Consider the following 26,011-nt stretch of genomic DNA (forward strand, 5'->3'; position numbering starts at 1 on the left):
AAGACCCCTTGAAGACGACGAGGTTGATAGGCCTGAGGTGGAAGTGCAGCAATGTATGGAGCTGACAGGTACTAATCGGTCGAGGGCTTATCCAAAACAACTCCAGAAAGTGGCGTCAGGCTGAACAAGCCGAAATGAGCACTTCAGGAGACTAACACGCAAATTCACGTTTCGTATCCAGTTTTCAGGTGATCAAAACATCTGAAAATGAATATTCCCTGATAGCTCAGTTGGTAGAGCACTCGACTGTTAATCGAGTTGTCACAGGTTCGAGTCCTGTTCGGGGAGCCATTATGGAGAGGTGTCCGAGTTGGCCGAAGGAGCACGATTGGAAATCGTGTAGGCGTCACAAGCGTCTCGAGGGTTCGAATCCCTCTCTCTCCGCCATAATTTTTCTTTAAAATTGTGTTTCATTGAGGCCCGTTGGTCAAGGGGTTAAGACACCTCCCTTTCACGGAGGTAACAGGGGTTCGAATCCCCTACGGGTCACCATTTAACTTGCACTTGATTTTGGGCTGAAGTTTCTGTTACAATTAAATTTATCTTTCCCATGGAGGCTTAGCTCAGCTGGGAGAGCATCTGCCTTACAAGCAGAGGGTCGGGGGTTCGATCCCCTCAGCCTCCACCATTTAGTTGAATATCTTTTTACTGACGCGGGGTGGAGCAGCCCGGTAGCTCGTCGGGCTCATAACCCGAAGGCCGCAGGTTCAAATCCTGCCCCCGCAATTATCCCTTAAAGGGATGAAGATTTATCAGTGTGGAGCCGTGGTGTAGAGGCCTAACATGCCTGCCTGTCACGCAGGAGACCGCGGGTTCGAATCCCGTCGGCTCCGCCATTTATTTTCACGAAGGAAACTGTCACTGTGACCATTGCTGATTACAGCACCGGGGTAGGTAGAAGGTTCCGAAACTTTTCAATACGGCTCGGTAGCTCAGTCGGTAGAGCAGAGGACTGAAAATCCTCGTGTCGGCGGTTCGATTCCGTCCCGAGCCACCATTTTTTGAAAATGTAACATGCCGTTGTAGCTCAATTGGTAGAGCAACTGACTTGTAATCAGTAGGTTGGGGGTTCAAGTCCTCTCGACGGCACCATGCATGGAGGCTTAGTGAAGTGGCTAAACACGGCAGACTGTAAATCTGCTCTCTACGAGTTCGGTGGTTCGAATCCATCAGCCTCCACCATTATATAGGGGCATAGTTTAAAGGTAGAACAAAGGTCTCCAAAACCTTTGGTGTGGGTTCAATTCCTGCTGCCCCTGCCAGATTTTAAGAATTGAATATTTTATTATGGCGGTCGTGGCGAAGGGGTTAACGCACCGGATTGTGGCTCCGGCATTCGTGGGTTCAAGTCCCATCGATCGCCCCATTTTTAACTAAAAAAACATTGTTGGGGATTAGCCAAGCGGTAAGGCAACGGACTTTGACTCCGTCATCCATAGGTTCGAATCCTATATCCCCAGCCATTTTAAGCGGACGTGGCTCAGCGGTAGAGCATCGCCTTGCCAAGGCGAGGGTCGCGGGTTCGATTCCCGTCGTCCGCTCCATTTTTTTTATAAGGCGCCATAGCCAAGTGGTAAGGCACAGCTCTGCAAAAGCTTTATCCCCAGTTCGAGTCTGGGTGGCGCCTCCATTTTCTTTTTGCGGGAGTGGCGGAATCGGCAGACGCACAGGACTTAAAATCCTGCGGTAGGTGACTATCGTACCAGTTCAAGTCTGGTCTTCCGCACTTTTGATTATGTGCCCTTAGCTCAGCTGGATAGAGCGTTTGACTACGAATCAAAAGGCCAGGAGTTCGAATCTCTTAGGGCACGCCATTATAGCTCGCTTAAAGAAATGCATTATTCATATGCCGATGTGGTGGAATTGGCAGACACGCCGCACTCAAAATGCGGTGCCGAGAGGCTTGCCGGTTCGAGTCCGGCCATCGGTATACTAAAAGGGTTTATAAGATTGCTTATCTAAGCGATTTTATAAGCCTTTTTTCCTTGCCGAGATGGTATTTTTTAATCGACTTATTCATGGTTTCTGCTGAGTTAATTTTCGAACTGAACTCAAGGTGTGAGTAAATACTTGCGGTTGTTGCATAATCGCTGTGGCCCAACCATTCTTGAACTTCTTTCATACTGACGCCATTGGAAAGAAGCAGAGTGGTACAACTGTGACGAAGATCATGATAGCGGATATGCCGCATACCGTATTTTTTTCAGGACAAGGGCGAAGTGCTGAGTTATATAGTTAGGCTTGATTCGATTCCCCATTACATCCAAGGTTAGTTGTTAAAGCTATTGTATTTAGGACAATAAAAATAAGGCGGGTTAGACAAATGACCAATCAATATGATTGATGATTGATGGGCCCGGCCAAGGTGAAACAAGATTATTCAATAAACTGTATATGGAATTGAACAATGAAGAAGCTCTAAATGAAATAATTGAGTATGTATCCAAAGACCAACGTACTAATTGCAGCCGTTCTGGCAACCAAGTATCCTCCAAAACTATAGCCAATCATCCCGATACTGTCCTTCTTGCCACACTTTGCAAATGTATTTTCTGCTTTGACTAATAAAAAGGATCAGGACTTGGAACGGTTTATTAATGGCATGGCCATGGAAGGATCCGCTAATCGGATCAAATGTCCGCTTTTTTTGAATCATGGAAAACTTGATCCCTTATTTTCAGCAACCGGTATTCAAAGAATTTATGATGCGTCTCTTTCTGTGAATAAAACTATTAAACTATGGGATAATGGAAACCACTGCGTAACTAATCATGCAACTGAAGTTATTACAACGGTAACGGACTGGTTTACAGAAGTGTTGTGTTGAAATCGAATAATAATTATTTATTCGTGATAAGTTAGTCATTGGATTTGTCATATAAGAAGAAAATGGAAAATATGAAAAGCCTGTATGACGAAATCTCCACAGGCTTTGCTATAATAGAATTCATAGAATTAATAAAAATACGAAAATTAAGAAATCAAGAAATGGAGGAAACGATAATGGCTGAATCCTGGAACAAATCCTACACACTCATGCATAAAAATGTACCTGTGGCTGAGATTGAGCTGGATGAAGCGACAGTCTCCATTTCAGCGATTGGACAAGTCTACAGTGAAAAGCACGTACCAGTGGGGATACCTGTTAAAAAGGGGGAAATAGACCGCGCGGCACTCAATGAATGGTGGAGAGGTCGTGCGATTCCGGCCAGCCGGGACGGGATTCAAGAAGCATTACTTGAACTGAACTTGTCTGAAACACAAAAACTGCTGGATAAAAGCTACGGACTCAGTTTGTCCGATCAATATTGGATTTCTCCGTCTGCATCAAATTTGGGATGGAGCACCATTAACTTTTTCGACAATCCCTTTTCGGAGGATGTAGGGAATGTATTGTTCGGGAAAAGCTCATTGGATGCCATGAGTCTGATGTCGCCGGACAACACATCCGATGGCTGGCTGAAAAAGAAATGGGCGATTATGGACGGCAAACGCTGTCTGGTGAAAGGCGGAAGCGGGGCTACCCAGCAGGAGCCCTACAATGAAGTGATTGCCAGCAAAATCATGGAGCGGCTGGGTATTCCTCGTGTTCCGTATACATTGATGGAGCAAGAAGATTACCCGTACAGTGTGTGTGAAAACTTCATTACCCCACAGACGGAACTTATTACGGCTTGGTATGTGATGCATACCCAGCAAAAGCCGAATCATGTATCGGTGTATCAGCATTACGTGAACTGCTGTGAGGCGCTGGGTATTCCTGGCATGACCGAGGCGCTTGACCAGATGATAGTAGTGGACTACTTGATTGCCAATGAAGACCGGCATCAAAACAATTTCGGCGTGATCCGCCATGCGGAGACCTTGGAGTGGATCGGGCCCGCGCAAATCTACGATAGTGGGTCGTCGCTCTGGTTTTCCAAGCCGCTCGGTTGGATTCGTGCAGATGGCAAGCTCACCTGTAAGCCGTTCAAGCCGGATCACAATGAACAGATCAAGCTGGTGACTTCTTTTGAATGGCTGGATTTGTCTCTGCTAGATGGGATTGAAGATGAGGTGCGGAATATTTTCCGCGGCTCGCTTTTTGTGGACGAAGCCCGCAGTCATGCAATTTGTCAGGCTTTGCGTGGACGCATTGAACGTTTGCAGGAAATCATTCATACTCGTGAGCCGCAGGTGTGGGTGGACGATCACAGCTCCGATGTGAAAGAGAACATTGCGTACAGTGGTCTGCAGGAAGAAGACGAGTGGGGAAGATAGATACACGGTTTGATGTTCAATCTTGGCTATAACGCCTCTACGAAGATGGAAATCGTAGAGGCGTTTTTCGCTGTGATAGACGTTATTCACCACACCTTCGCCGCGGCGGTTGCGATGCACCGGTTTTGAGCCAAGCTCCTTTCCTGTTCCATAATTTTTACGTAGCGGGTAATGTCGGTGAGCAAGACACGGTCATGAGTGTTCACTTGATACCCCAAGCGTGATGCAAGCGGTAAGGTATCAAAATGGGTGATCGTCGAAAAGTCGGTATGATTCGGTTCAGGCAACTGACAGCGGCGATGGATAAGGTATAGAGGGGCTTGGGAGTTTCCATCTCTATGGAATGTTTTGCAGCATCCTTATGCCTAACGGATAGAAACAGCAATGTTCGATGCTTGGGAAATTACGGGAAAATTTATGTTGACTCACAGAAACTATTGCAGTAGTATGTGAATTAGAAGCAAACTATTGTGATAGTTTGAAGGAAGGAGGATTTCAATGTCGATCAAGTTGTTTGATTCCGAATTGAAGGTCATGGATGTGTTATGGAAAGCAGGTGATCTGACTGCAAAACAGGTTTCCGATATCCTGAAGGATGAGATTGGCTGGAACATGAACACGACTTATACGATTATCAAGAAATGCATAAATAAGGGTGCTATTGAACGCAGAGAACCTCATTTTTTGTGCCATGCCCTGATCCGGAAAGAGCATGTTCAAGAGTTGGAAACCGATGAGCTTGTTGACAAAGTGTTCGACGGTTCGGTCGATAAGCTGTTTGCCTCTTTGCTCGGCAGAAAAAATTTGTCAACTCAACAGATTAAGAAGCTAAAACAAATCGTAGATAACCTTGATGAATGAGGTGAATTTCATTGGACGATTTGTTGCATATGAGTTTGTCTGCCGCGTTAATGATTGCAGTTGTCGTTATCATTCGAGCACTGAGTATCCATCGGTTGCCGAAGAAGACATTTCTGGTACTGTGGGGAATAGTGATCTATCAATTGTTGATTCCGTATTCCCCGTCCTCAAGGTTTAGCATCTATTCATGGATGGATCATTTTATTTCTGATGGAAAAACTGACACAAGTCAGTTTGTTCCCCCTCCAATGGTATTCCCTGAGATCACATTGGAACATGGAACCCTGATTTCGGAAGCTGAACCATTCATTACTTTGTCGCCTATGCTCATTGTTTGGCTGACGGGGGTCGCGCTTGGTGCATTGTTCTTCTCCATCGCTTATTTTAAATGTCGAAGGGAGTTTCAGTCCTCTTTACCGGTGGAAAACGAATTTGTATTGCGCTGGTTAAGTAAACATCGGCTGATGCGATCAATCCGGATTCGACAATCTGATAAGATCAAATCTCCCCTGACTTTTGGCATTTTTCGCCCAGTGATTTTAATGCCCAAGTCAACCGACTGGAATAACGATCAGCAGCTTCCCTATGTTTTGATGCATGAGTTCGTACATATTCGGCGCTTGGATGCCATAACCAAGCTGTTGTTGAACACGGTTCTCTGCATCCATTGGTTCAATCCGCTTGTGTGGGTGATGTACATGCTGGCTAATCGGGACATCGAGCTTTCTTGCGATGAGACGGTTGTGAGATCGTTTGGTCAGACGTCGAAAAGAGCATATGCGATGGCATTGATCCGTATGGAAGAGCGGAAAAGCAAGCTAAACCCTTTAGGGAATCATTTCTCAAAACATGCGATTGAAGAAAGGATTGTCGCCATTATGAAAATGAAGAAATTTTCAACAGCCGCTGCTTTGCTGGCCACTTCATTAATTATCTGCACAGCAACCGTGTTTGCAACTGCCGCAGAGAAACCAGCAAATCCGCAGATGGATCAAATTTCCGGTGTAAATGCAAATGCAATTGAGGGTAACGGTGCATATACTCCCGTTTATAATGAAGAGGAACAATGGGCAGAAATGAAAAAGGTACTGACTCCATATGAGAGATTCGGGCTGATTTACGATGATAAAACAGGCATAGCCACTTTTCACGGTAAAAAAGTCAGAGATTTCTTTGACAAACAGGCAGGGGTCGGTTTTTCGCGGGTAAACGGTGAGGTAGATTTATCGGCGACATATGCGAAGGGCAAACTAAGCGGATTACGGCAGGCTACTCCATCGGAATTTGATGCCAGGACCAAGGAAAAGAAAGATATTCAAAGCACCGTTATGGAGCTTGCCGAGGGAGGAGCGGTTGAAAATAATCAGATCCAGGGGGCAGATCAGGGACAGGCCGAGAGTATGGCAATTGCATCATCTTTAACTACTCAAGTCATCATAACCAGCGGCGGTGACAAAGAGGAGGGCAAGATTTCCCTGGATGGAGGCCTAACCTGGCTGACGCAGACTGAATACGAAGCTAAATATCCTGCATCAAAAGTGGAATGGTGGACTTATGATGATTACAAGGCTTGGCTGGAACGGGAAAAGAAAGAATTATCCACGATTATCGGAAGCAGAGGTTGGAATCCAACGGATGGCTGGTACACTTGGACGCAAGAGAAAGTGGATGAAGCCGTCGTCATGTATGAAGGAATTCTGGAGGATATTAAAAATGGTGTAAAGGTGTCAAAATCGATAGATGGAGATCCGACTATAATGTTGTATCAAGGTAGTACTAACCTGGAATAGATATCCGAACAGGCTGCCGGTAAAACGGCAGCCTGTCCTTTATCTCCGGAGCTCGAAAGTTCTATTTTTACCTTCGTCAGTGTTCAGAATCACCGTAAGAATGATTTTAATTATGGTATACTCTCTGGACAAGCCGGGCTAAGCTTGGACTTCCCCATAGTTGATGCCTGATTTCAAAATTAACTACGAAGGATGAACTTAATGATAGTTATTAAGCGAGACGGCTCAGAAGTAGCTTTCAATCAAAAGAAAATCATCGATGCGATTTGTGCGGCGATGAATAGTACCAAGAAAAAAAACGATTCTGAGCTGGCACAAAAAATAGCGGACAAGGTGACACTGAAAATTTCCAAGCTCGAAAAAGTGGATATCGAACATATTCAGGATGAAGTTCAATCGGCACTAATGAATAGCAGAAGGAAAGACGCCGCCGAGGCCTACATCGGATACCGCGAAATAAGAACTTTGAAACGGCGCGAACGCAGCAGCCTGGATAAGAAGGTACTCGGGCTCCTGGAGCTTACGAACGAAGAAGTATTGAAAGAGAATTCCAATAAGGACGGGGCGACCATTCCGACGCAGCGCGATTTGCTGGCAGGCATCATGGCCAAAGACTTCGCTCAAACTTACATGATCCCTAAACGGGTCGTTGAAGCCCACAACAGCGGCGATCTTCATTTTCATGACCAGGATTACAGCCCTTATTTTCCGATTTATAATTGCATGCTGATCGACCTGAAGGGAATGCTCGAGAACGGGTTCAAGCTAGGCAATGCCCAAATCGAAACTCCAAAATCTATTACAACCGCCACAGCCATCACTGCCCAGATTATCGCGCAAGTGGCGAGCCATATCTACGGTGGAAATACGATTAATGAAATTGATAGAATTTTAGCCCCGTATGTCTTTGAATCTTTCAAAAAGCACTATCGAAAAGGCCTGGAATGGCTGTACATGCTGGAAAATGACGAAATCGAAGCCCTGGATGTTTCCTGGGAGAATGAAGATTTACATAAGAAGTACCCACGTTGTCTTGAATATGCCAAAAGCCTGACCGAAAAGGAAACCTATGATGCTTTTCAATCCCTCGAATATGAAATCAATACACTGGTAAGCGCCAACGGACAAACGCCATTCAGCACGTTCGGCTTCGGGCGGGGTTTGTCTTGGGCGGAGCGGCAAATCCAGATCGCCATTTTGCAAAACCGAATCCGCGGACTCGGAAGAGACGGGAAAACCGCTATTTTTCCAAAACTGATCTTCGGCCTGGAAGAGGGCGTCAATTTGAAACCCGGGGATCCCAATTACGATATCAAACAGCTTGCCTTAAAATGCAGTACATTACGGATGTATCCCGACATTATTTCCGTGCCGAAGGTAAAGGAAATTACCGGCTCTTTCAAGTTTCCGATGGGCTGCCGTTCTTTTTTGGGCAGATATGAAGAGAATGGGGAGGAACTGCACGACGGCCGGTTTAACATGGGGGTAGTCACCGCCAATTTGCCGCGCGTCGCGGTCAAAGCGAACGGCTCGGAAACGACCTTCTACCGCCTTTTGGACGAGCTCCTGGAAGTGTGCAAGGAAGGATTGATGTATCGCATCGAGCGCTTGAAAGGCGTCAAAGCGAAGGTGGCTCCGATTTTGTACATGGAAGGGGCAGCTGGCAGCCGCCTTCAACAGGAGGATACGATAGATCACCTGCTTAAGAACGGCAGAGCCAGCATTTCTTTAGGCTATATCGGGATCCATGAAACGATGATGGCTCTGTATGGCACCTGCATATTTGACGATCAGGAATTGCGTAATAAAGGGCTGCAGATCGTACAGCACATGAGCAAAAAAGCCGAGCAATGGAAACAGGAGACCGGCTACGGCTTCAGCTTGTATTCCACACCGGCGGAATCTTTGTGCTACCGGTTCTGCAAATTGGATGAAGAGAAGTACGGCCGGGTTGACGGTGTGACGGACAAAGGTTACTATACGAACTCCTTCCATCTCGATGTGAATAAGAAAGTAACTCCCTTTGAAAAAATACAGTTCGAGAAAGATTACCCTCAGTATGCAAATGGCGGATTTATTACGTACTGCGAATTCGACTCGCTGGTCAACAATCCGGAGGCGCTGGAAGCGGTATGGGATTATGCTTATGAACGGGTGCCTTACTTTGGAACGAACACGCCGACGGACAAATGTCTGGAGTGCGGGTTCGAAGGAGAGTTTGAAGCTACGAATACCGGCTTTGAATGTCCGAATTGCGGCAATGCCAATCCGAAAACCTCTTCCGTCATCCGGCGTTGCTGCGGGTATTTGTCGGAGCCGAGCCAACGGCCGTTTAATGCGGGTAAGCAAAAAGAAGTACTCTCCCGCGTGAAGCATATGTGAGACCCATGTATATTGCGGATTATAAAAGATTTGACGTCATCAATGGAAGAGGACTTAGGCATTCTATATTTACTTCAGGTTGTACGCATCACTGCAAAGGCTGCTTTAATGCGGCTACCTGGAACTTTAATTACGGAAAGCCTTATACGGGGGAACTGGAAGAACAAATCATCGGCGATTTGAATATGCCGGAAGTCAACATAGCTGGCTTGTCAATTTTAGGCGGAGAACCGTTTCAGAATGTGGAAGGGCTGCTGGGGCTTGCAACCAGGGTGCGGCGCGAATGTCGCGGCAAGGATATCTGGATCTGGTCCGGCTATACGTTTGAGGAAATCGTGGCGGACGCAAGCAGACGGGAGCTGCTGACCTATTGCGACGTTCTTATCGACGGGAAGTTCATCCTGGAACGGCGGAATTTGAAGTTAAAGTGGAGGGGCTCCGACAATCAGCGCGTCATCGACGTGAGAGAAAGTTTGTGGACAAAGCAGGCTGTACTAATGCCCTGATAAATGGAAATGTAAATAGCCCTCGTCTTGAAGTTCAAGGCGGGGGCTGCTTGATTTGGGTTCCGAGGATAGAAATGGTTAGGAAAAAGGAATATAATAACTTAAATTTAAAAATTCCTTTAGCATCCTGTCCGCATAAGACGGAACCCCAAATTAAAGGAGACATCATTATGACAGAAAAAGATCATAAACATTGGATGGAGATAGCGATTTCCGAAGCAACAGAGAATGTCGTTCAAGCCGAAGGCGGGCCCTTCGGGGCGATTGTAGTAAAAGACGGGAAAGTGATCGGGAGGGGGAGGAATTCGGTTACCTCGTTGAACGATCCTACGGCTCATGCCGAAGTCCAGGCGATCCGTGAGGCGTGCCGCCATTTGAATGATTTCGAGTTAAAAGGCTGCACCATCTATACCAGCTGCGAGCCTTGTCCGATGTGTTTAGGAGCTATTTACTGGTCACGTCCGGACGCCGTTTATTATGCAAGCACGAAGGAAGACGCCGCCGACATCGGATTTGATGATCACTTCATCTACGAACAGATTGTCACGCCCATGGAAGATCGTTTCATACCGATGAAACAGATTCAAACCCCGGACAATTTGCTGCCGTTTAACACCTGGAGAACATCAAGCGATAAAATAGAATATTGACGGTTTGTTATAAATCTATAAAACGGCAAACGTCCCTGGGCCATACCGGAGGTCATCCGGCAGGCTTCAGGGACGTTTTGCATTTTAGGCATTGGGGCAATGATCGAAAACTCAAGGACGAATGGAAATTTCGCTGTCCGGATCGCAATTTTTAACGATCGCCTTAAGTCGGGGCGTTTCCCACCGATGGCATTGGTATCTTAGCACCTGATGAAAGTCGCCATCGCGGGCGTCCATGATATGCGCGGCGCGGCGGTTCAAATAAAGAGCCAGCGCTTTTTGAATCTCGGCGCATTCCCGGCTTTCAATTTGCACCATGACGTTAATTTTCAAGCCGAATAGAGGAATTTTTACCGATTCATAAGCAAGGATATAGGCGGTTACCGAATACACGGCCTGCTCAAAGCCGAAATGAAATCCGGCGGCAAGCAGGATGAAGCAGTTCAGCAGTAACATCATTCCTTCCGGCGAGAGCCCTTTCCGCGTCCGGGAGCGAAACCCTTCAACGGCCTTTTCCGCCGTATCCAATGCGCCTCCAAAGCGCAAGGCGAGCCCTAGGCCGAGCCCGAGTGAAAGACCGCCGGTCAAAGCGGCAAGCAGGGGATCGCCCATGAGCGCCGGATAAGGGTGAAGCACTATCGTTCCCAGAGAGAATACAAGCAAGCCGCACACGGTAAACAGCGCGAAGGAGGCATCGATGTTTTTACGCGCCAGCAGCAGCAGCGGCAGGTTCAGCAGAAATAAAAACAGTCCAAGTCTCATTTCCGTAGATAGGGCAAAGAGTGCGGATAAACCGGTTACTCCACCTACCACGATGCCATGCGGCATGAGAAAAAGTTCCAATCCTGCGGCGGCAAGCATGGCTCCGGCGATGATGCCGGCAAGTCTGAGTAAAGCGGGATAAATCCGCCAGGGATATCGGCGGTCGTTCATTGGAGATTCGGCGGTGAGTTTGTTTTTCAAGCTCACTCCCCCTTTCCAAGGGTAACGGCAGCCCGGCTATAACAAAACAATATTCTTAATTCAGTTTATCAATCAGGAACTGGTTGCTTTTTGAAGCGGTTTATTTTGGGCCAACCGCTACCGGTAGCGTTCTTTTGAAATTAATTACTTTATTCCAGTGTTTCAACACCCATTTGCATTCTTTGGCCATTAGCGCCCGAGAATGGATGGAATTAATACATATATTAGTTCCGCCCATCACGATGGACTTGCCCGATTTGATCTGGCGGCTGACGAAAATTACAGTCGATCTTAGGTACGATCCACTCAAACACTTCCATTCAGTAGGATGTGTCTAATTTGTTGTTGGTGTAGGCGTTCCCCCATTACTACGACGAGAGCGTCGGCGGTAAGCATCAAATCCGCGCCGGGATTGACGTGTTTTTTCTGATTTTTTTCAATAACAGCGATAATGGTAGCTCCTGAGCGTTGGCGAACCCGCAGTTCACCGATCGTTTTGCCGATTGCTTTATGATTCGGTTCAAGTCGGTACCACTCGATAATGAGATCGCCAAGCGCGACTTCGATATTCTCGAGAGCCGTCGGTTGATAGGTAACGCCGCCAATAATCGCTGATACGTATCTCGCTTCATCATCGTCCAAAGTAACCTTCGAGATACTGTCATCCGGGTTCTCTTCATCAAAATGGTAAAGCTCGCGCCGGCCATCATCATGGATCATGATAGTCAGTTTTTCCCCGCTCCGCGTTTGAACGAGAAATTTTTTACCTATGCCAGGTAATTCCGTTTCTTTGAGATTCATTAGCTTCAAGCCTCCAAAGTTCATAGTAACCAATCCTAATCAGGACTGAAAAAAAGCCGAGAAATCGCCAGCACAGGCTTAACAGGACTGCGGTATGCAGTCTAGATCAAGCCACAAACATGCTCGTAAATTTGATCGGCATGAGTAGAATACGCTTTATAAACAGGTAAAAGAACGGGCGGAAAGAAATCCGCGGAGTGGCAAGCAATAAGATGGCGGACATAGTGGCTGCCAAAATAGGAAGCGGATCTCTGTCAATAAATAGCTTGCCCTGATGCGAAGAATTGAGACGCAAAGTTACATTTTGCTTGCGGGTTGTTTCCTCGATTTTGTAAGCTTCTCTTTCCATGTTCTCGGGCGTTTCCGGGAGAGAGGAAAGAATAGGGAGGGACAAAACCATGAAAAAAGCCAAAAATACAGCAACCAATGAAGCGGTAATGGTTCGTACGCTAATTTTCACGAACATCCCTCCCTTTGGTTTATAGTTACTTACCTAAAAGGATAGCATACAATGCTTTTTATCTCAAAAGGTTTAGGGCCTCAAAAATAACGAATGAGGATGTACGCGCTGCATATCACAATAGATAGCAACATTAGAGGAAAACCAAACTTCAGGAATTTGAGAAATGGAATCGACTCGCCTTCCTTGGCGGCCATTCCGGCAGCGATCAGATTGGCGCTTGCACCGATCAGGGAGCCATTGCCGCCCAGGCAAGCGCCGAGCGCCAAACTCCACCATAGCGGCTCCAGGTTGGTAATCCCCATATTGCCCATGTCCTGAATCATCGGAATCATGGTTGCCACGAACGGGATATTATCAAGAAAAGCCGAGGCGATCGCGCTTAACCAAAGAATGAGCATTGAAGTAAACAGCGGATCGCCTCCGGTTAAATCGATAGCCCGCTCGGCCAACTGTTTAATCGTGCCGGTTTCGATCAATCCGCCTACCAGTACGAACAGTCCCACAAAGAAAAAGATCGTCGGCCATTCAACGGAACGGAAAGCTTTTTCCATGACATGCTCCCCGGTAAGAAGCAGTAGCAGAAAGGCGCCTGCCAACGCTATGGTCGCCGATTCCAGATGCAAGGTTTGATGCAGGAAGAAGCCTAGCAAGGTAAGGCCGAGTATCACCAGGCATTGAATCAGCAGTTTGCGGTTCGAGATGAGTCCTTCGAGGCTCATTCCCATCATACTTTCACGGTTTTCCTTCGAGGCCGTCAATCCTCTGCGGAAAATAAGCAGAAGAAGCGGCAGCGTTCCCGCGAGAATCAGGATCGTGACCGGCGCCAGATTTTGCAAAAACGCCATAAACGTCAATTCCTGGACTGCGCTTCCGATCATAATATTCGGCGGATCGCCGATCAGCGTTGCCGTTCCGCCGATGTTCGATGCGATAATTAGCGAGAACACATACGGGAACGGCTTTACTTTCAGGTGGCGAGTAATACTGAAGGCTACCGGTACCATTAATATGATGGTGGTGACGTTGTCCAGAAAGGCTGAGCCCACCGCCGTGATCAGGGCGAGCAGCCACAGAATCGTTAACGGATTACCCTTGGCCCTTTTTGCCGTCCAGATCCCGATATAGTTGAAGACACCCGTTTCCGCCGTCGTATTGACGATGATCATCATCCCGATCAGCAGACCGAGCGTATTGAAATCGATGTGATGGATGGCCGATTCCTGATCGATGATGCCGAGCATAATCATCAGAACGGCGCCCGCCATGGCGAGCAGTGTACGGTGAATTTTTTCCGAGATGATAAGTGCGTAGGTCAACAAAAAAATGCCGATAGCCAAAATGGCTTGTTGTTCCATAATACCCCTCCTTGCAGTTATGCCGAGTCGCCAAATAGAGAGAGTATTCAATGTGCCGCCTGATATATTGAATATCATCCTATAGAAAGCCATGAAGGGGCAGAGATATGCTGTATTGGCCTAAAAATAGGCAAAAAGAGCCCGCAACATGGCAGGCTCCTCCGATAACTGCAGTTTTCTATTGTTTTCTTTTGCTTTTACATTATATTATTAGTTTTTGAAATTGTAAAGGCTGGTGGCTGACTAAGAGTCTTACAGCCTGTCTATCCAAGGGCGGAACCTTACCTCGACTAAGGTCTAGGTTCAAAAACCGTCCCCGGTCCGTTTTGAAGAACAAGGTTTCGACCTAGAATAGAGTCATAAGGTTGAACAAATGAGAGGCGGTGATAAACAATGAAAACAAATCGGCCCAATGCTTTTGCGATTGTACTTATCGGCCTTGGCGTTCTGATTTTGCTGGGCAAACTGACCCCGTTCCTGGGTAGCCTTTTCGGACTGGTATTCGCAATTGCGATGATCGCTCTTGGCTACTACGGGATAAAGCGCGGGAATGCGTTCTTCGGGTGGATCGTTCTGTTCCTGGGGATTATATCCTTGATCTCTAAGCTGGCTTGGCTGATCGTTCCGGTGCTCGGAATCGGATTGATCGTATACGGAATTTCTTCCCTTAAAGGCAAGCGGGGTTACTGATCATATAAACGCAAAGCATTTGAATGAATAGCCGAAAGGTTAGGAGGGAAAGAGAGTCATGAGTGTATTTCGCCGAGTACGGGATATTACAGTAGCAAACTTGAATGAACGGCTGGAACAGTCGCAGGATCCGGTACGCTTGATCGACCAATTCCTGATCGAGACCCGCCAGGAGATTGCGGAAGCCGAGAAGCTTCATCATCAATATTCGGGTCACACCAAACAATTGAAACACCAGGTAGATCAGGCGTCAATCATGCGGAACAAACGTGAGGAACAGGCGCTGCTCGCTTTAAAAGCAGGAGAGGAGCACCTCGCCAAACTGGCGCTGCAAGAGAAAATGTTGTATGACGAAAAAATCGAACAGTATTCGGACTTGTACGCACAGAGCCTGGAGTCGCTTCAGGAGCTGGAAAATCAGCTTCATGAGTTGAAGACCGAGTATCAGGTGGTCTACAGCAAACGGCAGTACTACTACGCTAGAATGGAAACTCTTCGTTTGCAGCAGCGGATGAACCAGCGGATGAACGGTTACGGGGCGCAGGATGTACCTAAAATGTTCAACCGTTTGGAGGACCGGGTATCCGATATGGAATGGGAAGCGCGAAGCCTGCGCGAACTGCGGAAGACAGGCCAAGATTTCGTAAACCAGGCCGGATCCGTCATCCAATCGACTCTGGAACAGGAGCTCTCCCGTTTGAAGCAGAAGCTGAATAACAAAGGAGAGGAGTAATACAATGGGTAGATTATACCGCTCAAGACGGGATAGATGGTTTAGCGGTTTGCTCGGCGGACTGGGCGAATATTTTGGAATCAGCTCTACGGCGCTACGGATTTTGACGATCATCAGCGTACCGTTCACGGGCGGGACGACGATTTTAATATATTTGATCGCTTCGCTGGTCGTTTCCAAGGAACCTTATGAACCGTTCGATCCATACTTCAACGATGGTTGGCATGGGAACGGCGGGGCAGGCGGTTATGGAGGATACGGCGGCGGAAATCCGGGTAATCCGGGGCAACCGGGATTTGGATGTGGACCTCGTCCGCAGCAACCTCCGTATGGAGGAAATCCATACCAAGCAAACAATCAGTTTTCCGGCAACCCCGGTAACCCCGGCGCCGCCGGCAACTCCGCATTTGGCGGAGAGACTGCCTCTAATCTGGATTCCATGATGCAAGATATCGAGAAGAAAGCTATGAAAAAAGAACTGGAAGAGCTTCGTAAAAAGCTGTCCGACTATGAGAAGGGAGAAGTGTAAACAATGGGAGTATTTAAAAGAATTAAAGATATTACGAAGGCGTCGTTTAATGACATGCTTGATAAGGTAGAGGATCCAATCGTAATGCTCAATCAATACCTGCGCGATATGGAGGCTGAAATCCGTGATGCCGAGGTAACGGTGGCGAAGCAAATGGCCAACGAACGCAGAATGAAACAGCGTTTGGATGAGGCGTTACGCATTTCCTCGCAAAGAGAAGCGCAAGCCGAAATCGCTTTGAGAAACGGTCAAGAAGAAGTGGCACGCAAGCTGCTGGAAGAAAAAATCCACTATGACCAAAAGCAAACCGAATTCAGCGATCTGCACGCCCAATCCGAGGCGCAAGCCAACGAACTGAAGCAACAGCTTCATGAAATGAAAGATGAGTTCTACAAACTGCGCAACAAGCGCAACGAACTGGTGAGCCGTGCACAAATGGCTAAAGCCAGAAAACAAATGTCTCAGATCAGCAGCCTGCATACGATCGAAAGCGGCAACGCTTCGCTCGGATTCCACCGCATGGAAGAAAAAATCATGCAACTGGAAGCCGAAGCGGAAGTATCCGGCGTAGTATATCGGGGAGCTTCATCTTCTTCGTACATCAGCCCTGCGGATGCCGAAAAGCAACTGAAAGTGGACGCGCAGCTTGAAGCTTTGAAATCCAAGTTGAATCCTTCCGAAAAACGCGAAGAAAGCGTAGAATAACAGCTACACAGCCCGAGGTACAATGTGTTATGCTAAACCATGGTGAAGCCATGCGGTATGGAGTCCATACCGTTATGGCTTTTCCAACTTAAGAACCGGCAGGAGGTGCGGCATGGAAAAGCGGAAAAGGTTCTTGGCCATCGGATTAATCGGACTTGGCGTTTTGATGATTTTCGGCAAGTGGCTAAGTTTTATCACCATCGTCGCTCTCTTTATTTTAGGTTACGGAATCTATAAGATCCGCCAAGGGGAAGAGGTCAAAACGGGATATATTTTATTGGCCGTCGGAGGCGGACTGATTCTGTTGGATCATTTTATGCTCGTGGTGGCGATTCTTATGGTATCGCTAGGTTTTTATTACGCAAAAATCCGCAAAACGCAACCGCAAGGCAATTACGTGCAAAAACAGAGCATTACTTCGAGCATTCACTGGGACCGGGACCCTTGGACGTTACGCAATACGAGCATGTGGCATGTGCTTGGAGAAATCGATATCGACATGTCGCTGGCGATTACGGAAGGCGTAAACCATATCCTGATGTTTCAGGGGGTGGTGGGCGACATCGATCTTGCCGTTTCCGAGGATTATGGGGTGGAGATCGAGGCGTTTGTCTTGTTTGGACAAATCGAATTCAGCCAGGACCGGGAAACTGGGATGCTGAACAGGCTGTACTGGAAATCACCGAACTTTGACGAGCGCGAACAAAAAGTGAAAATTATCATTTCCTATCTTGTGGGAGATGTGGATATACGTTTAATTTGAGACAGGAGGACCGTTCCGCATGAAAAATAAAAAGCCAGGGAATCTCGTTTCCCGCAGTATGCGGGAGGGGATTCTCCTGTGTTTTATCTTATTGGCCGTCATAGTATATATTTTATATACATATGGTTACTTCGAACCCTCAACCAATTGGAAGACGGGGATTCAGGCCGGATTGACGCTGCTGACCCTGTTGCTCAGCATTGGGGCAGCCTTTGGTTTTTTTCAGGGCTATCGCCAGAAAAGAAGGCTTGACCTGCTGCGCGATTCGCTGCTTCAATGGGAGAAGGGAAATCAGACCGGAACGGTGCCGCAGCTTGGTGACGATGAGATCGGAGGACTCGGCGAACAGCTGGAGCGCATCGGCAAGCGCTGGGAAGAGCAGGTGAGTTCGCTGCAGCGGCTCTCAACGCATAACGCCCAGCTCGCCGAGCAGGCCCGGGTGTCAGCTATTGTGGAGGAGCGGCAGCGCTTGGCCCGCGAGCTTCACGATGCGGTGTCCCAGCAACTGTTCGCGATCTCTATGACGGCTACCGCCGTAGGCCGGACGCTGGATAAAGATTTTGACAAGGCGCAGCGGCAGGTGGAGCTGATTGAGGAGATGGCCTCGGTAGCCCAATCGGAAATGAGAGCGCTGCTGCTCCATTTGCGGCCTGTCTATTTGGAGGGCAAGGAATTGTCCCAAGGGTTGCACGAGCTTGTCAAAGAGCTCAAAACCAAAGTGCCGATGGACCTCACGCTGGAAATGGGCGAGAACTTGAATCTTGGGAAAGGCATCGAGAACCATCTGTTCCGCATCATCCAGGAGGCCATGTCCAACACGCTTCGGCACGCGAAGGCCGACAAGATGGAAATCCGGATCCACCGGAAAGCGGATACGGTGAAAGTCACGCTTCGCGACAACGGGATCGGTTTTCAACTCGACGACAAGAAGCAGGCTTCTTACGGTTTATCGACGATGCAGGAGCGGGTGCGTGAAATTGGCGGTTCCATTCAGTTCCTTACCGCCCCTGGCAAGGGGACGCGCATAGAAATTACAGTACCGCTATTGAATGAGGAGATCGGAGGAGACGATCATCATGGAGATGGAAATGGACAAGATGATTAAGGTGCTGCTGGTTGACGATCATGAAATGGTGCGAATCGGCCTGGCGGCCGTATTAGGTACCGAAGATGGCATCGAGGTCGTCGGCGAAGCCAGCAGTGGGGAAGAAGGAATCAGGCTGGCCCAGGAATATAAGCCCGACGTTGTTCTGATGGACCTGGTGATGGAAGGGATGGACGGCATCGAGACGACGCGTCAACTGCTTGCGCTCTATCCGGAATGCAAAGTAATCGTGTTGACCAGTTATTTGGATGACGAGAAAATGTATCCGGTCATAGAAGCCGGAGCGTTCAGTTACCTCCTGAAAACATCACGGGCTTCTGAAATCGCCGAAGCGATCAGGGCGGCAGTCAGAGGGCAATCGGTTCTGGAGTCCCAGGTTGCCTCCAAAATGATGAACCGCTTCCGCCAACCCAAGCCGGAAACACCGTTGCACGAAGATCTTACCGAGCGGGAAATGGATGTTCTTCGCCTGTTGGCGCAGGGCAAGTCGAATCAGGATATCGCCGATGACCTGATTATCGGAATCAAGACGGTAAAATTCCACGTCACGAACATTCTCGCCAAGCTTGGCGTGGAGGATCGTACGCAGGCTGCGATCTACGCTTATAAAAATGGTTTGGCGGAATAATTGCGTACAAGACCCGGTGCGGGACGACCGGGTCTTTCTTATCCTTTGGGCAGTTTGTACAAAGCGGAGCTTTCTTAATCATGGTTTTGGCCAATGACGGAGACAAGGAAGTTCTGCTTAGTATTTCCCCGGCAAGTAAAGATATGCGGGTATAAATGTTTGCCTATCAGGACATGCTGATCTCATAGATTAGTAGAGTTGCGGAGGATAACAAGATGAAAAACCCGGGAAGCAAAACCAAAGTAAGAAGCGGCGCGATGATGATGGCGGGGGGCCTTTTATTGCTTGCCTTGCTCTTGGGCAATATAGCTAAGGGGCAAGCCGTTGCCGTAACGACCGGCGATTCCGTAGAAGCCGCGGCCGTGCAGTGGGATAAGCTGTTTGCTGTGGGAACCGGGGCGATTCAAGAAGAAATACAAGGTACGGTGAAATGGCAAGGGTCGTGGTACACGCTCTTGGCTCTGGAAGAAGCGGCGAATGCACTCTCTTCCCGGCTTGGCCTCTCCGTCGTGCATGGGGAACTTATGCAAGATCATACGGTTTATTATGCTGAAGGCAACGCTCGCGGAATCCATACCAGACTTTCGGTCACTTGGATCGAAGAAGGGGAATATTATGTCGTGCTCCGGCTGGAAGGGCAAGGTCTGGAGGCTCTGGCGGAGATGAAAGCGAGCCAGTCGGCGTACGGCGAGTCCCTTGCGGATGAAGGAGTGGCCATACACTGGAACGCGGCCCTCCAGGGAACCGTGAAGTCGATGGACACGGGGTCTGCTGAATTATCGGACGGCAAGGGAAACGCGAATGAGTTGCTTCAGGATAGAATGCAACAGCTGGAAAATGTCGCTTCCCATGCATTGAACCTGGAAATTGTGGAAGATTATAAGGATACGGATACCATCAGCCGGACTTATGCCATCCCGGAGCTGCCGATCTCGGTATTCAGCGGCGATCGTAAAGTATCGTTGCAGATGGCGGTTCACAGCGGTTTCGAATCGGGGAATATGGAGGTTTCGTTAGGATCTCCGTTGTTAACCGTAGAATACTAAGATGAATTCAATCTAAATATTAGATAAATATTAGATGAATTTTCTTAAATACTAACATATTTTGATATGAATATGATGGCATCATTTCAGTGAATATGCTAAAATTACATCACATCCAGTGATGCCGTGTAAATTCATATCATTGGTGGGGTATTGAATAAATATACACTATATTACATAGAAAGAAATGAGGAGCCATGGCTGATAATCAAAATCTTGAATCACTGCAGACACCAGGAGCGGTATTTTTTATTTTTGGGGCAACCGGAGATTTGGCACGCCGTAAGCTCTTTCCGGCTATATATTCATTATATCGCGAAGGAAAGCTGGCCGAGGATTTTGCTGTAATCGGCGTGGCACGCCGTCCGCGCACGCAAGAAGAATTCCGGGATGACGTCCATCGCTCCATTCAGGAATTTTGCCGGTACAAAGTGGAGGATACCGCGAATTGGACGCGGTTTGCCGAGCACTTTTCCTATAAATCCCTGGACATCAACAATATTGACGGATATCATGAGCTTCGAGAACTGACCGAATCCGTAGAATCCCGCTTCGGCATTCCGGGTAACCGGCTGTTCTATCTGGCGCTGGCGCCGGAACTGTTCGGCAGCGTGTCCTTCAACCTTCAGAAGGGCGGCATGCTCAGCAGCGGCGGTTGGCACCGTCTGGTCATCGAAAAGCCGTTCGGTTACGATTTGCTCTCCGCACAAAAGCTGAATGAGGAACTTAATCAGGTATTTAAAGAAGAAGAAATTTATCGCATTGACCACTATCTCGGTAAAGAGATGGTTCAAAATATCGAAGTCATCCGTTTCGCCAACGCGTTCTTTGAACCGTTGTGGAACAACAAGCATATCGCGAATATTCAAATTACGCTTAGCGAGACCGTCGGTGTGGAAGAACGCGGCGGTTATTATGACCATTCCGGAGCCTTGCGCGACATGGGCCAGAACCATATGCTGCAAATGCTGACGATGATCGCTATGGAGCCGCCTAGCCGGTTGTTCCCGGAAGATATCCGGGACGAGAAGGTGAAGGTTCTCCGCTCCTTGCGTCCTTTTGCGACTCCGCTGGAAGTGAAGGAGAACGTCGTTCGCGGGCAATATACGGAGGGCGAAAGCAGAGGCAAGCAGCTTCCGGGTTACCGTCAAGAAGACAAAGTGGACCCGAATTCCAATACCGAAACTTATTTCGCGGCAAAAGTATTCGTCGATAATTTCCGCTGGGCCGGCGTACCGTTCTATATCCGTACAGGCAAACGCCTGCCGGTCAAAACGACGGAGGTCGTCGTAGAGTTCAAGCAAATGCCGACGAACGTATATCTTGGACAGAAGCATACGCTGGAGCCGAATCTGCTCGTAATCCGCGTTAATCCGATGGAAGGGATCTACATTAAGATCAATGCGAAGAAGCCGGGCTCCGATTCCAAGATCGAACCGCTAGCCATGGAATTCTGCCAAAGCTGCCAGGTGGGAATTAACTCTCCGGAGGCCTATGAACGCCTGATTCTGGATGCGGCTCATGGCGATTCCACGTACTTTACCCGCTGGGACGAAGTAGCGACCGCTTGGGCATTTATTGACCGGATCGCGGCTGCCTGGGCACAAAATCCGGGAGACATCAGCGCATATCCGGCAGGTTCGTGGGGACCTCAGGAAGCCCATGATCTGTTGGCCAAGGATGGCTTCCATTGGTGGCCGGTTAACGGACAAGAAGAGGATAACGTGATTTGGATCAGCAAGTAAGCGGGATCGGAATCATGGAGTACATTTCAAATAAGTCAAAGCCGCCGCCTTCGAGTTACTCAACTCGAAGGCGGTTTTTTTTATAGTAAAATGAACACCGGGGAATGAACAACTCTTATATATTGTTATAAAAGGAGCTATAGCGCCAAAATGAACATGTCGAACATGAACATTAAGGAGATAGCATCTTTGACCTCCAGGGGCATCACCCCCTCTCGGGGGGGTTAGCCGACCGCCCTTACAGCCAAACTTGCGCTAGAAATTATAACATATATATGAGAATGATAGATATCACAGGCACTGCGTAAGACACGGCAAAATATGTTACAATAAAAGACATGACTTTGTAGAAGCGAGAGGAAAGTGAGAATGAGCAAAGCATTGGAACAACTGCTGCAGCAGGAAGTGGATAAACGGAGAACATTTGCCATCATCTCCCACCCGGATGCCGGGAAAACGACATTAACGGAAAAACTGCTTCTGTTCGGGGGGGCCATCCGCTTGGCGGGTTCGGTGAAGGCCCGTAAAGCCAGTAAGCACGCTACGAGCGACTGGATGGAAATCGAGAAGCAGCGGGGGATTTCCGTAACTTCTTCCGTCATGCAGTTTGATTATAACGGCCACCGCATCAATATTCTGGATACGCCGGGCCACCAGGATTTCAGTGAGGATACGTATCGTACTTTGACCGCCGCGGATAGCGCCGTGATGCTGATCGATGTCGCCAAAGGCGTCGAAGCACAGACGATTAAGCTATTCCAGGTGTGTGCCAAGCGGGGAATCCCGATTTTTACGTTCATTAATAAATTGGACCGCGAAGGCCGCAGTCCGTTCGAATTGATGGAAGAAATCGAGCAGGTGCTCGGTATCCGCTCGGTGCCGATGAACTGGCCAATCGGCATGGGCCGGGAGTTGTGCGGAGTTTATGACCGGATGAAGAACCAGGTGGAGCTGTTCCAAGGGGACGATCACTCGAACATTCAGGTTAAGAAGGTGGATGGATACGAGGACGCGGTCATCCGCGAAATGGCGGGCGACTATCTGCATGACCAGTTGTGCCAGGATCTGGAGCTGCTGGATGTGGCGGGAGATCCTTTCGATCTGGATAAGGTGAAGCGCGGTGAATTGACTCCGGTTTTCTTCGGCAGTGCGGTCAACAATTTCGGCGTGCAGACGTTCCTGGAGAACTTTCTGCAACTGGCCCCGAAACCGGAGCCGCGCCGGAGCACTACGGGGGACGTTGAGCCGACGAACGAAAAATTCTCCGGCTACGTGTTCAAGATCCAGGCCAATATGAACCCGGCTCACCGTGACCGGATCGCTTTCCTGCGGATCGTGTCCGGCAAATTCGAGCGCGGGATGTCCGTCAAGCATGTCCGGGCCGGCAAAGAGATCAAGCTGTCCCAGCCTCAGCAATTTCTGGCCCAGGACCGGGATATTGTGAGCGAGGCATATCCGGGCGACATTATCGGGTTGTTCGATCCCGGTATTTTTCGGATCGGGGATTCGCTTAGCCAGGGAAGCGAGATTGTATTTGATGAGTTGCCGGTATTTTCGCCGGAAATATTCGCGAAGGTTACGGTTAAAAATGCGCTCAAACATAAGCAGTATCAAAAAGGGATTGACCAGTTGACGGAAGAAGGGACCATCCAGGTGTTCACGACCGTGGGCTTTGAAGATACCCTGCTTGGCGTTGTCGGGCAACTGCAGTTTGAGGTATTCGAATACCGGATGAAGGGCGAATACGGAGTGGATGTTGTACTTCAGCGGATGCCGTTCCAGTTTGCCCGTTGGATCGTTGCGGACAAAATCGACCCTTCCAAATTCCGGATTAATTCCACGCTCGTGAAAGACAAGAAGGGGAATTATGTGGCTTTGTTCGAGAACGAATATGCCATGCGTACGGCGATGGAGAAAAATCCGGATGCGAAATTTTTGGAAATGGCGCCTTGAGGCGGACTGTGCCTTACCATTTTCCGGAGATACAAAACAAGCCTCTCAGCGGTCTGAAGACAGTCTGCTGAAGGCTTGTTTTTTTGAAACAGGGCTTATTACTTATTTCAACGGTGTAAGATTGGTTTGTTCCAACTCGCCTTGCAGCACGGAGAGCAACTCATCCTGCTTGGCATTATCGATGTTTTTCCAAATAACCTCAAATACTACACCTAGACCCGGCAAGGCGGCTTCCTGAGCGTCGATCGAGCCCTCGATCATGTCGCGCATTCCGCTCTTACTCTTGCCGTGAACTTTGTGCAGGACGGCTTCGCGCAAACTCATGGTGATTGGCATCGGTAACCCTCCTTGAAATAGTGATTGCCCAAAGTTTAACCTTCCCGGCCGGGCGGGCAAAAATTCAAGTTTGAATGACATTGTGATATACTATAGCAATCCATAATGTTCGGGATGGTGAAAACATGGCTCACACAGAGAAAAAGCAATTTGCCGTAATCGGTATGGGGCGGTTTGGTTTAAGCGTGGCTAAAGCGCTCAGCGGCATGGGATTTGACGTACTCGCGATTGATTCCGACGAACTGCAGACACAAGCCGTATCCACTATCGTGACGCATGCGGTATCGGCCGATTCCACCGATGAGGAAGCGCTTCGGGCGCTGGGCATTCGCAATTTTGACGTTGTCGTCGTGGCCATCGGGGAAGATATACAGGCCAGCATCCTTACGACCCTCATTCTGAAAGATATGGGCGGGCCGTTAATCGTAGTCAAAGCTCAGAACGAGCTGCACGGGAAAGTGCTGCACAAAATCGGCGCGGATAAAGTGATTTATCCGGAGCGGGATATGGGTCTCCGCGTGGCGCATCATCTGACTTCTCCGAATATCCTCGATTACATTGAGTTGTCGGATGAATACAGCATCGTAGAATTGCGCGCTACGAAGGCGATGATCGGGCAAAACTTGAAGGAGTTGAACGTCCGGGCCAAGTTCGGCTGCAATGTTATGGCGATCAAGCGCGGAACGAAGATGAATATTTCGCCTTCCTCCAGCGATCGTCTCTCCGAAGGCGATGTGTTGGTCATTGTCGGTGAGAAGAACGACTTGACGAAAATGGAGCTGGCATACTCGGAAGGTTAAGCCGAGCCGGAACCAGGGCTGGATTAGTCAATTTCGGATAAAGGAATGAAGCATGGATGCAAATACAGTCTCCGCAAAATTCCCGGGTGAAGGAATGGGCCGGACTGCTTGAAAAGAAGCAGCGGGACAAGCAGGGCAAATACCTGATCGAAGGCATTCATTTGGTCAAGGAAGCGCTGGAGGCGCAGGCTGATATGGAATGCGTCTGCTATGAGGCGGAGGCGGGGATTCCCCATGAACTGGCCGAGGCCGCATCGGCCGGCCTGGATGTGGAATGGATCGGCGTATCCGCCGCGGTCATCGCCAAATGCAGCGATACGAAGACGCCGCAGCCGGTATTTGCCGTCGTCCGCAAAGACGGCGGGGCCTTACAGCCGCTGCTGGATACGGCAGGCGGGCTGGTGGTGGTGCTGGACGGCGTGCAGGATCCCGGCAACGTCGGCACCATTATCCGCACCGCCGACGCGGTCGGCGCGGACGGGGTCATCGTCGGCGCCGGATGCGCCGACATTTACGGGCCCAAGGTGCTGCGCGCCACCATGGGCTCGCTCTTTCACTTGCCGGTGGTACACGGCAAGCTGGACGAGTTGCTGCCGCAGGCCAAGGCTCGCGGCATCCGGCTGGCCGGCACCAGCCTGCAGGCGGCGGTGAACTGCTACGCGTACGACTTCACCGGGCCGGTATGGCTGCTGTTCGGCAACGAAGGAAGCGGCCTCAGTCCGGAAGTCCGCGGCCTCATGGACGACGGCCTCATCATCCCGATGCTCGGCCGCGCGGAATCGCTCAACGTAGCGATGGCCGCCTCGGTGCTGCTGTACGAAGCGCTGCGGCAGCGGCATTTTTCGCCGGGGACTGTGAGTTATAACGTAAATTGAGAATGATTATAAGATGGTTTGAGACTATTTATAACATCAGAGTGAGACAACCAAATGGCATCAAAGTCCTTC

At 48.9% G+C, this 26,011-nt stretch carries 24 protein-coding genes, 17 tRNA genes and 1 rRNA gene; 36 read left to right on the forward strand and 6 right to left on the reverse strand.

The annotated features are described in order from the left end of the window. The 18 genes from DFP94_RS12550 to DFP94_RS12635 form a co-directional block, all read left to right on the forward strand. Nucleotides 1-95: ribosomal RNA gene (locus tag DFP94_RS12550) — 23S ribosomal RNA — on the forward strand; the annotation flags it as partial. 120 nt (nucleotides 96-215) lie between these two features. Continuing rightward, a tRNA-Asn gene (locus DFP94_RS12555) sits at nucleotides 216-291 on the forward strand. Between the two features lie 4 nt (nucleotides 292-295). Further along, nucleotides 296-387, forward strand: a tRNA-Ser gene (locus DFP94_RS12560). Between the two features lie 30 nt (nucleotides 388-417). Further along, nucleotides 418-492: transfer RNA gene (locus tag DFP94_RS12565), tRNA-Glu, on the forward strand. 60 nt (nucleotides 493-552) lie between these two features. Next, a tRNA-Val gene (locus tag DFP94_RS12570) sits at nucleotides 553-628 on the forward strand. A gap of 24 nt (nucleotides 629-652) precedes the next feature. Continuing rightward, nucleotides 653-726, forward strand: a tRNA-Met gene (locus tag DFP94_RS12575). A 33-nt stretch (nucleotides 727-759) separates the two neighbouring features. Next, nucleotides 760-836 (forward strand) — tRNA-Asp (locus DFP94_RS12580). An 85-nt stretch (nucleotides 837-921) separates the two neighbouring features. Beyond that, nucleotides 922-997: transfer RNA gene (locus tag DFP94_RS12585), tRNA-Phe, on the forward strand. 19 nt (nucleotides 998-1,016) lie between these two features. Continuing rightward, nucleotides 1,017-1,092: transfer RNA gene (locus DFP94_RS12590), tRNA-Thr, on the forward strand. Nucleotides 1,093-1,097: 5 nt separating this feature from the next. Next, nucleotides 1,098-1,182, forward strand: a tRNA-Tyr gene (locus tag DFP94_RS12595). 6 nt (nucleotides 1,183-1,188) lie between these two features. Continuing rightward, nucleotides 1,189-1,262, forward strand: a tRNA-Trp gene (locus DFP94_RS12600). A gap of 28 nt (nucleotides 1,263-1,290) precedes the next feature. Next, a tRNA-His gene (locus tag DFP94_RS12605) sits at nucleotides 1,291-1,366 on the forward strand. A 22-nt stretch (nucleotides 1,367-1,388) separates the two neighbouring features. After that, nucleotides 1,389-1,463: transfer RNA gene (locus DFP94_RS12610), tRNA-Gln, on the forward strand. Between the two features lie 6 nt (nucleotides 1,464-1,469). Then, nucleotides 1,470-1,544 (forward strand) — tRNA-Gly (locus DFP94_RS12615). 12 nt (nucleotides 1,545-1,556) lie between these two features. Next, nucleotides 1,557-1,630: transfer RNA gene (locus DFP94_RS12620), tRNA-Cys, on the forward strand. Nucleotides 1,631-1,640: 10 nt separating this feature from the next. Then, a tRNA-Leu gene (locus DFP94_RS12625) sits at nucleotides 1,641-1,726 on the forward strand. A gap of 11 nt (nucleotides 1,727-1,737) precedes the next feature. After that, nucleotides 1,738-1,814 (forward strand) — tRNA-Arg (locus tag DFP94_RS12630). Between the two features lie 34 nt (nucleotides 1,815-1,848). Continuing rightward, nucleotides 1,849-1,930 (forward strand) — tRNA-Leu (locus tag DFP94_RS12635). Between the two features lie 24 nt (nucleotides 1,931-1,954). Here the strand turns inward: DFP94_RS12635 and DFP94_RS26530 are convergent. After that, nucleotides 1,955-2,191 carry a tyrosine-type recombinase/integrase gene (locus DFP94_RS26530; RefSeq protein WP_220270916.1) on the reverse strand — a complete coding sequence of 79 codons (237 nt, stop codon included), beginning with the start codon at nucleotides 2,189-2,191 and terminating at the stop codon, nucleotides 1,955-1,957. Nucleotides 2,192-3,003: 812 nt separating this feature from the next. Between DFP94_RS26530 and DFP94_RS12645 the strand changes: the two genes are divergently transcribed. The 6 genes from DFP94_RS12645 to DFP94_RS12670 all read left to right on the forward strand — a co-directional run bounded on the left by DFP94_RS12645 (nucleotide 3,004) and on the right by DFP94_RS12670 (nucleotide 10,449). Next, entirely contained in the window at nucleotides 3,004-4,260 is a 1,257-nt protein-coding gene (locus tag DFP94_RS12645) for a HipA domain-containing protein (protein WP_114496838.1), read from the forward strand. Nucleotides 4,261-4,758: 498 nt separating this feature from the next. Next, the gene (locus DFP94_RS12650) at nucleotides 4,759-5,121 is read left to right on the forward strand and encodes a BlaI/MecI/CopY family transcriptional regulator (RefSeq protein ID WP_114496839.1); all 363 of its coding nucleotides are present in this window, start codon (nucleotides 4,759-4,761) and stop codon (nucleotides 5,119-5,121) included. 11 nt (nucleotides 5,122-5,132) lie between these two features. Further along, entirely contained in the window at nucleotides 5,133-6,911 is a 1,779-nt protein-coding gene (locus DFP94_RS12655) for a M56 family metallopeptidase (protein ID WP_114496840.1), read from the forward strand. Nucleotides 6,912-7,112: 201 nt separating this feature from the next. Further along, the gene (gene nrdD / locus DFP94_RS12660; RefSeq protein WP_114496841.1) at nucleotides 7,113-9,293 is read left to right on the forward strand and encodes an anaerobic ribonucleoside-triphosphate reductase; all 2,181 of its coding nucleotides are present in this window, start codon (nucleotides 7,113-7,115) and stop codon (nucleotides 9,291-9,293) included. A gap of 5 nt (nucleotides 9,294-9,298) precedes the next feature. Then, the gene (gene nrdG / locus DFP94_RS12665) at nucleotides 9,299-9,799 is read left to right on the forward strand and encodes an anaerobic ribonucleoside-triphosphate reductase activating protein (protein ID WP_114496842.1); all 501 of its coding nucleotides are present in this window, start codon (nucleotides 9,299-9,301) and stop codon (nucleotides 9,797-9,799) included. Nucleotides 9,800-9,969: 170 nt separating this feature from the next. Further along, entirely contained in the window at nucleotides 9,970-10,449 is a 480-nt protein-coding gene (locus DFP94_RS12670) for a nucleoside deaminase (protein ID WP_114496843.1), read from the forward strand. Between the two features lie 111 nt (nucleotides 10,450-10,560). On the opposite strand, the gene DFP94_RS12675 is transcribed toward DFP94_RS12670, so the two are convergent. The 4 genes from DFP94_RS12675 to DFP94_RS12690 form a co-directional block, all read right to left on the reverse strand. After that, entirely contained in the window at nucleotides 10,561-11,412 is an 852-nt protein-coding gene (locus tag DFP94_RS12675; RefSeq protein ID WP_114496844.1) for a YitT family protein, read from the reverse strand. A 306-nt stretch (nucleotides 11,413-11,718) separates the two neighbouring features. Continuing rightward, nucleotides 11,719-12,213 carry a cation:proton antiporter regulatory subunit gene (locus tag DFP94_RS12680; protein ID WP_114496845.1) on the reverse strand — a complete coding sequence of 165 codons (495 nt, stop codon included), beginning with the start codon at nucleotides 12,211-12,213 and terminating at the stop codon, nucleotides 11,719-11,721. 106 nt (nucleotides 12,214-12,319) lie between these two features. Further along, on the reverse strand, nucleotides 12,320-12,673 hold the full coding sequence (locus tag DFP94_RS12685; protein WP_114496846.1) for a hypothetical protein: 354 nt from the start codon (nucleotides 12,671-12,673) through the stop codon (nucleotides 12,320-12,322). Nucleotides 12,674-12,753: 80 nt separating this feature from the next. After that, nucleotides 12,754-14,031 (reverse strand): ArsB/NhaD family transporter, encoded by a 1,278-nt coding sequence (locus tag DFP94_RS12690; protein ID WP_114496847.1) that lies wholly within the window; start codon nucleotides 14,029-14,031, stop codon nucleotides 12,754-12,756. A gap of 393 nt (nucleotides 14,032-14,424) precedes the next feature. On the opposite strand from DFP94_RS12690, the gene DFP94_RS12695 reads away from it, so the two are divergent. The 10 genes from DFP94_RS12695 to DFP94_RS12740 all read left to right on the forward strand — a co-directional run bounded on the left by DFP94_RS12695 (nucleotide 14,425) and on the right by DFP94_RS12740 (nucleotide 23,928). After that, a complete protein-coding gene (locus DFP94_RS12695) occupies nucleotides 14,425-14,721 on the forward strand; it encodes a hypothetical protein (protein WP_114496848.1) in 297 nt (98 codons plus the stop codon). A gap of 58 nt (nucleotides 14,722-14,779) precedes the next feature. Continuing rightward, entirely contained in the window at nucleotides 14,780-15,454 is a 675-nt protein-coding gene (locus DFP94_RS12700; RefSeq protein WP_114496849.1) for a PspA/IM30 family protein, read from the forward strand. Between the two features lie 4 nt (nucleotides 15,455-15,458). Continuing rightward, on the forward strand, nucleotides 15,459-15,983 hold the full coding sequence (locus tag DFP94_RS12705; RefSeq protein WP_114496850.1) for a PspC domain-containing protein: 525 nt from the start codon (nucleotides 15,459-15,461) through the stop codon (nucleotides 15,981-15,983). A gap of 3 nt (nucleotides 15,984-15,986) precedes the next feature. Then, the gene (locus tag DFP94_RS12710; RefSeq protein WP_114496851.1) at nucleotides 15,987-16,688 is read left to right on the forward strand and encodes a PspA/IM30 family protein; all 702 of its coding nucleotides are present in this window, start codon (nucleotides 15,987-15,989) and stop codon (nucleotides 16,686-16,688) included. A 112-nt stretch (nucleotides 16,689-16,800) separates the two neighbouring features. Continuing rightward, the gene (liaF, locus tag DFP94_RS12715) at nucleotides 16,801-17,451 is read left to right on the forward strand and encodes a cell wall-active antibiotics response protein LiaF (protein WP_114496852.1); all 651 of its coding nucleotides are present in this window, start codon (nucleotides 16,801-16,803) and stop codon (nucleotides 17,449-17,451) included. Nucleotides 17,452-17,470: 19 nt separating this feature from the next. Then, the gene (locus tag DFP94_RS12720; RefSeq protein ID WP_114496853.1) at nucleotides 17,471-18,556 is read left to right on the forward strand and encodes a sensor histidine kinase; all 1,086 of its coding nucleotides are present in this window, start codon (nucleotides 17,471-17,473) and stop codon (nucleotides 18,554-18,556) included. Next, nucleotides 18,540-19,184: a response regulator gene (locus DFP94_RS12725; protein ID WP_114497115.1), complete on the forward strand. Its 645-nt coding sequence runs from the start codon at nucleotides 18,540-18,542 to the stop codon at nucleotides 19,182-19,184. The genes DFP94_RS12720 and DFP94_RS12725 overlap by 17 nt, the downstream gene beginning before the upstream one ends. 215 nt (nucleotides 19,185-19,399) lie before the next feature. After that, a complete protein-coding gene (locus DFP94_RS12730) occupies nucleotides 19,400-20,230 on the forward strand; it encodes a YwmB family TATA-box binding protein (protein WP_114496854.1) in 831 nt (276 codons plus the stop codon). A gap of 197 nt (nucleotides 20,231-20,427) precedes the next feature. Next, nucleotides 20,428-21,975: a glucose-6-phosphate dehydrogenase gene (gene zwf, locus DFP94_RS12735; protein WP_114496855.1), complete on the forward strand. Its 1,548-nt coding sequence runs from the start codon at nucleotides 20,428-20,430 to the stop codon at nucleotides 21,973-21,975. A gap of 369 nt (nucleotides 21,976-22,344) precedes the next feature. Next, nucleotides 22,345-23,928: a peptide chain release factor 3 gene (locus DFP94_RS12740; RefSeq protein WP_114496856.1), complete on the forward strand. Its 1,584-nt coding sequence runs from the start codon at nucleotides 22,345-22,347 to the stop codon at nucleotides 23,926-23,928. Between the two features lie 102 nt (nucleotides 23,929-24,030). On the opposite strand, the gene sspI is transcribed toward DFP94_RS12740, so the two are convergent. Then, nucleotides 24,031-24,264 (reverse strand): small acid-soluble spore protein SspI, encoded by a 234-nt coding sequence (gene sspI, locus DFP94_RS12745; RefSeq protein WP_114496857.1) that lies wholly within the window; start codon nucleotides 24,262-24,264, stop codon nucleotides 24,031-24,033. 125 nt (nucleotides 24,265-24,389) lie between these two features. Here sspI and DFP94_RS12750 point away from each other — a divergent pair, with 125 nt between their 5' ends. Both DFP94_RS12750 and DFP94_RS12755 read left to right on the forward strand, forming a co-directional pair. After that, on the forward strand, nucleotides 24,390-25,064 hold the full coding sequence (locus DFP94_RS12750) for a potassium channel family protein (protein ID WP_114496858.1): 675 nt from the start codon (nucleotides 24,390-24,392) through the stop codon (nucleotides 25,062-25,064). Between the two features lie 56 nt (nucleotides 25,065-25,120). Then, the gene (locus DFP94_RS12755) at nucleotides 25,121-25,939 is read left to right on the forward strand and encodes a TrmH family RNA methyltransferase (protein WP_114496859.1); all 819 of its coding nucleotides are present in this window, start codon (nucleotides 25,121-25,123) and stop codon (nucleotides 25,937-25,939) included. Nucleotides 25,940-26,011 lie beyond the last annotated feature (72 nt).

Origin of the sequence: Fontibacillus phaseoli (assembly GCF_003337355.1) — a bacterium.
Taxonomy (GTDB): Bacteria; Bacillota; Bacilli; order Paenibacillales; family Paenibacillaceae; genus Fontibacillus; species Fontibacillus phaseoli.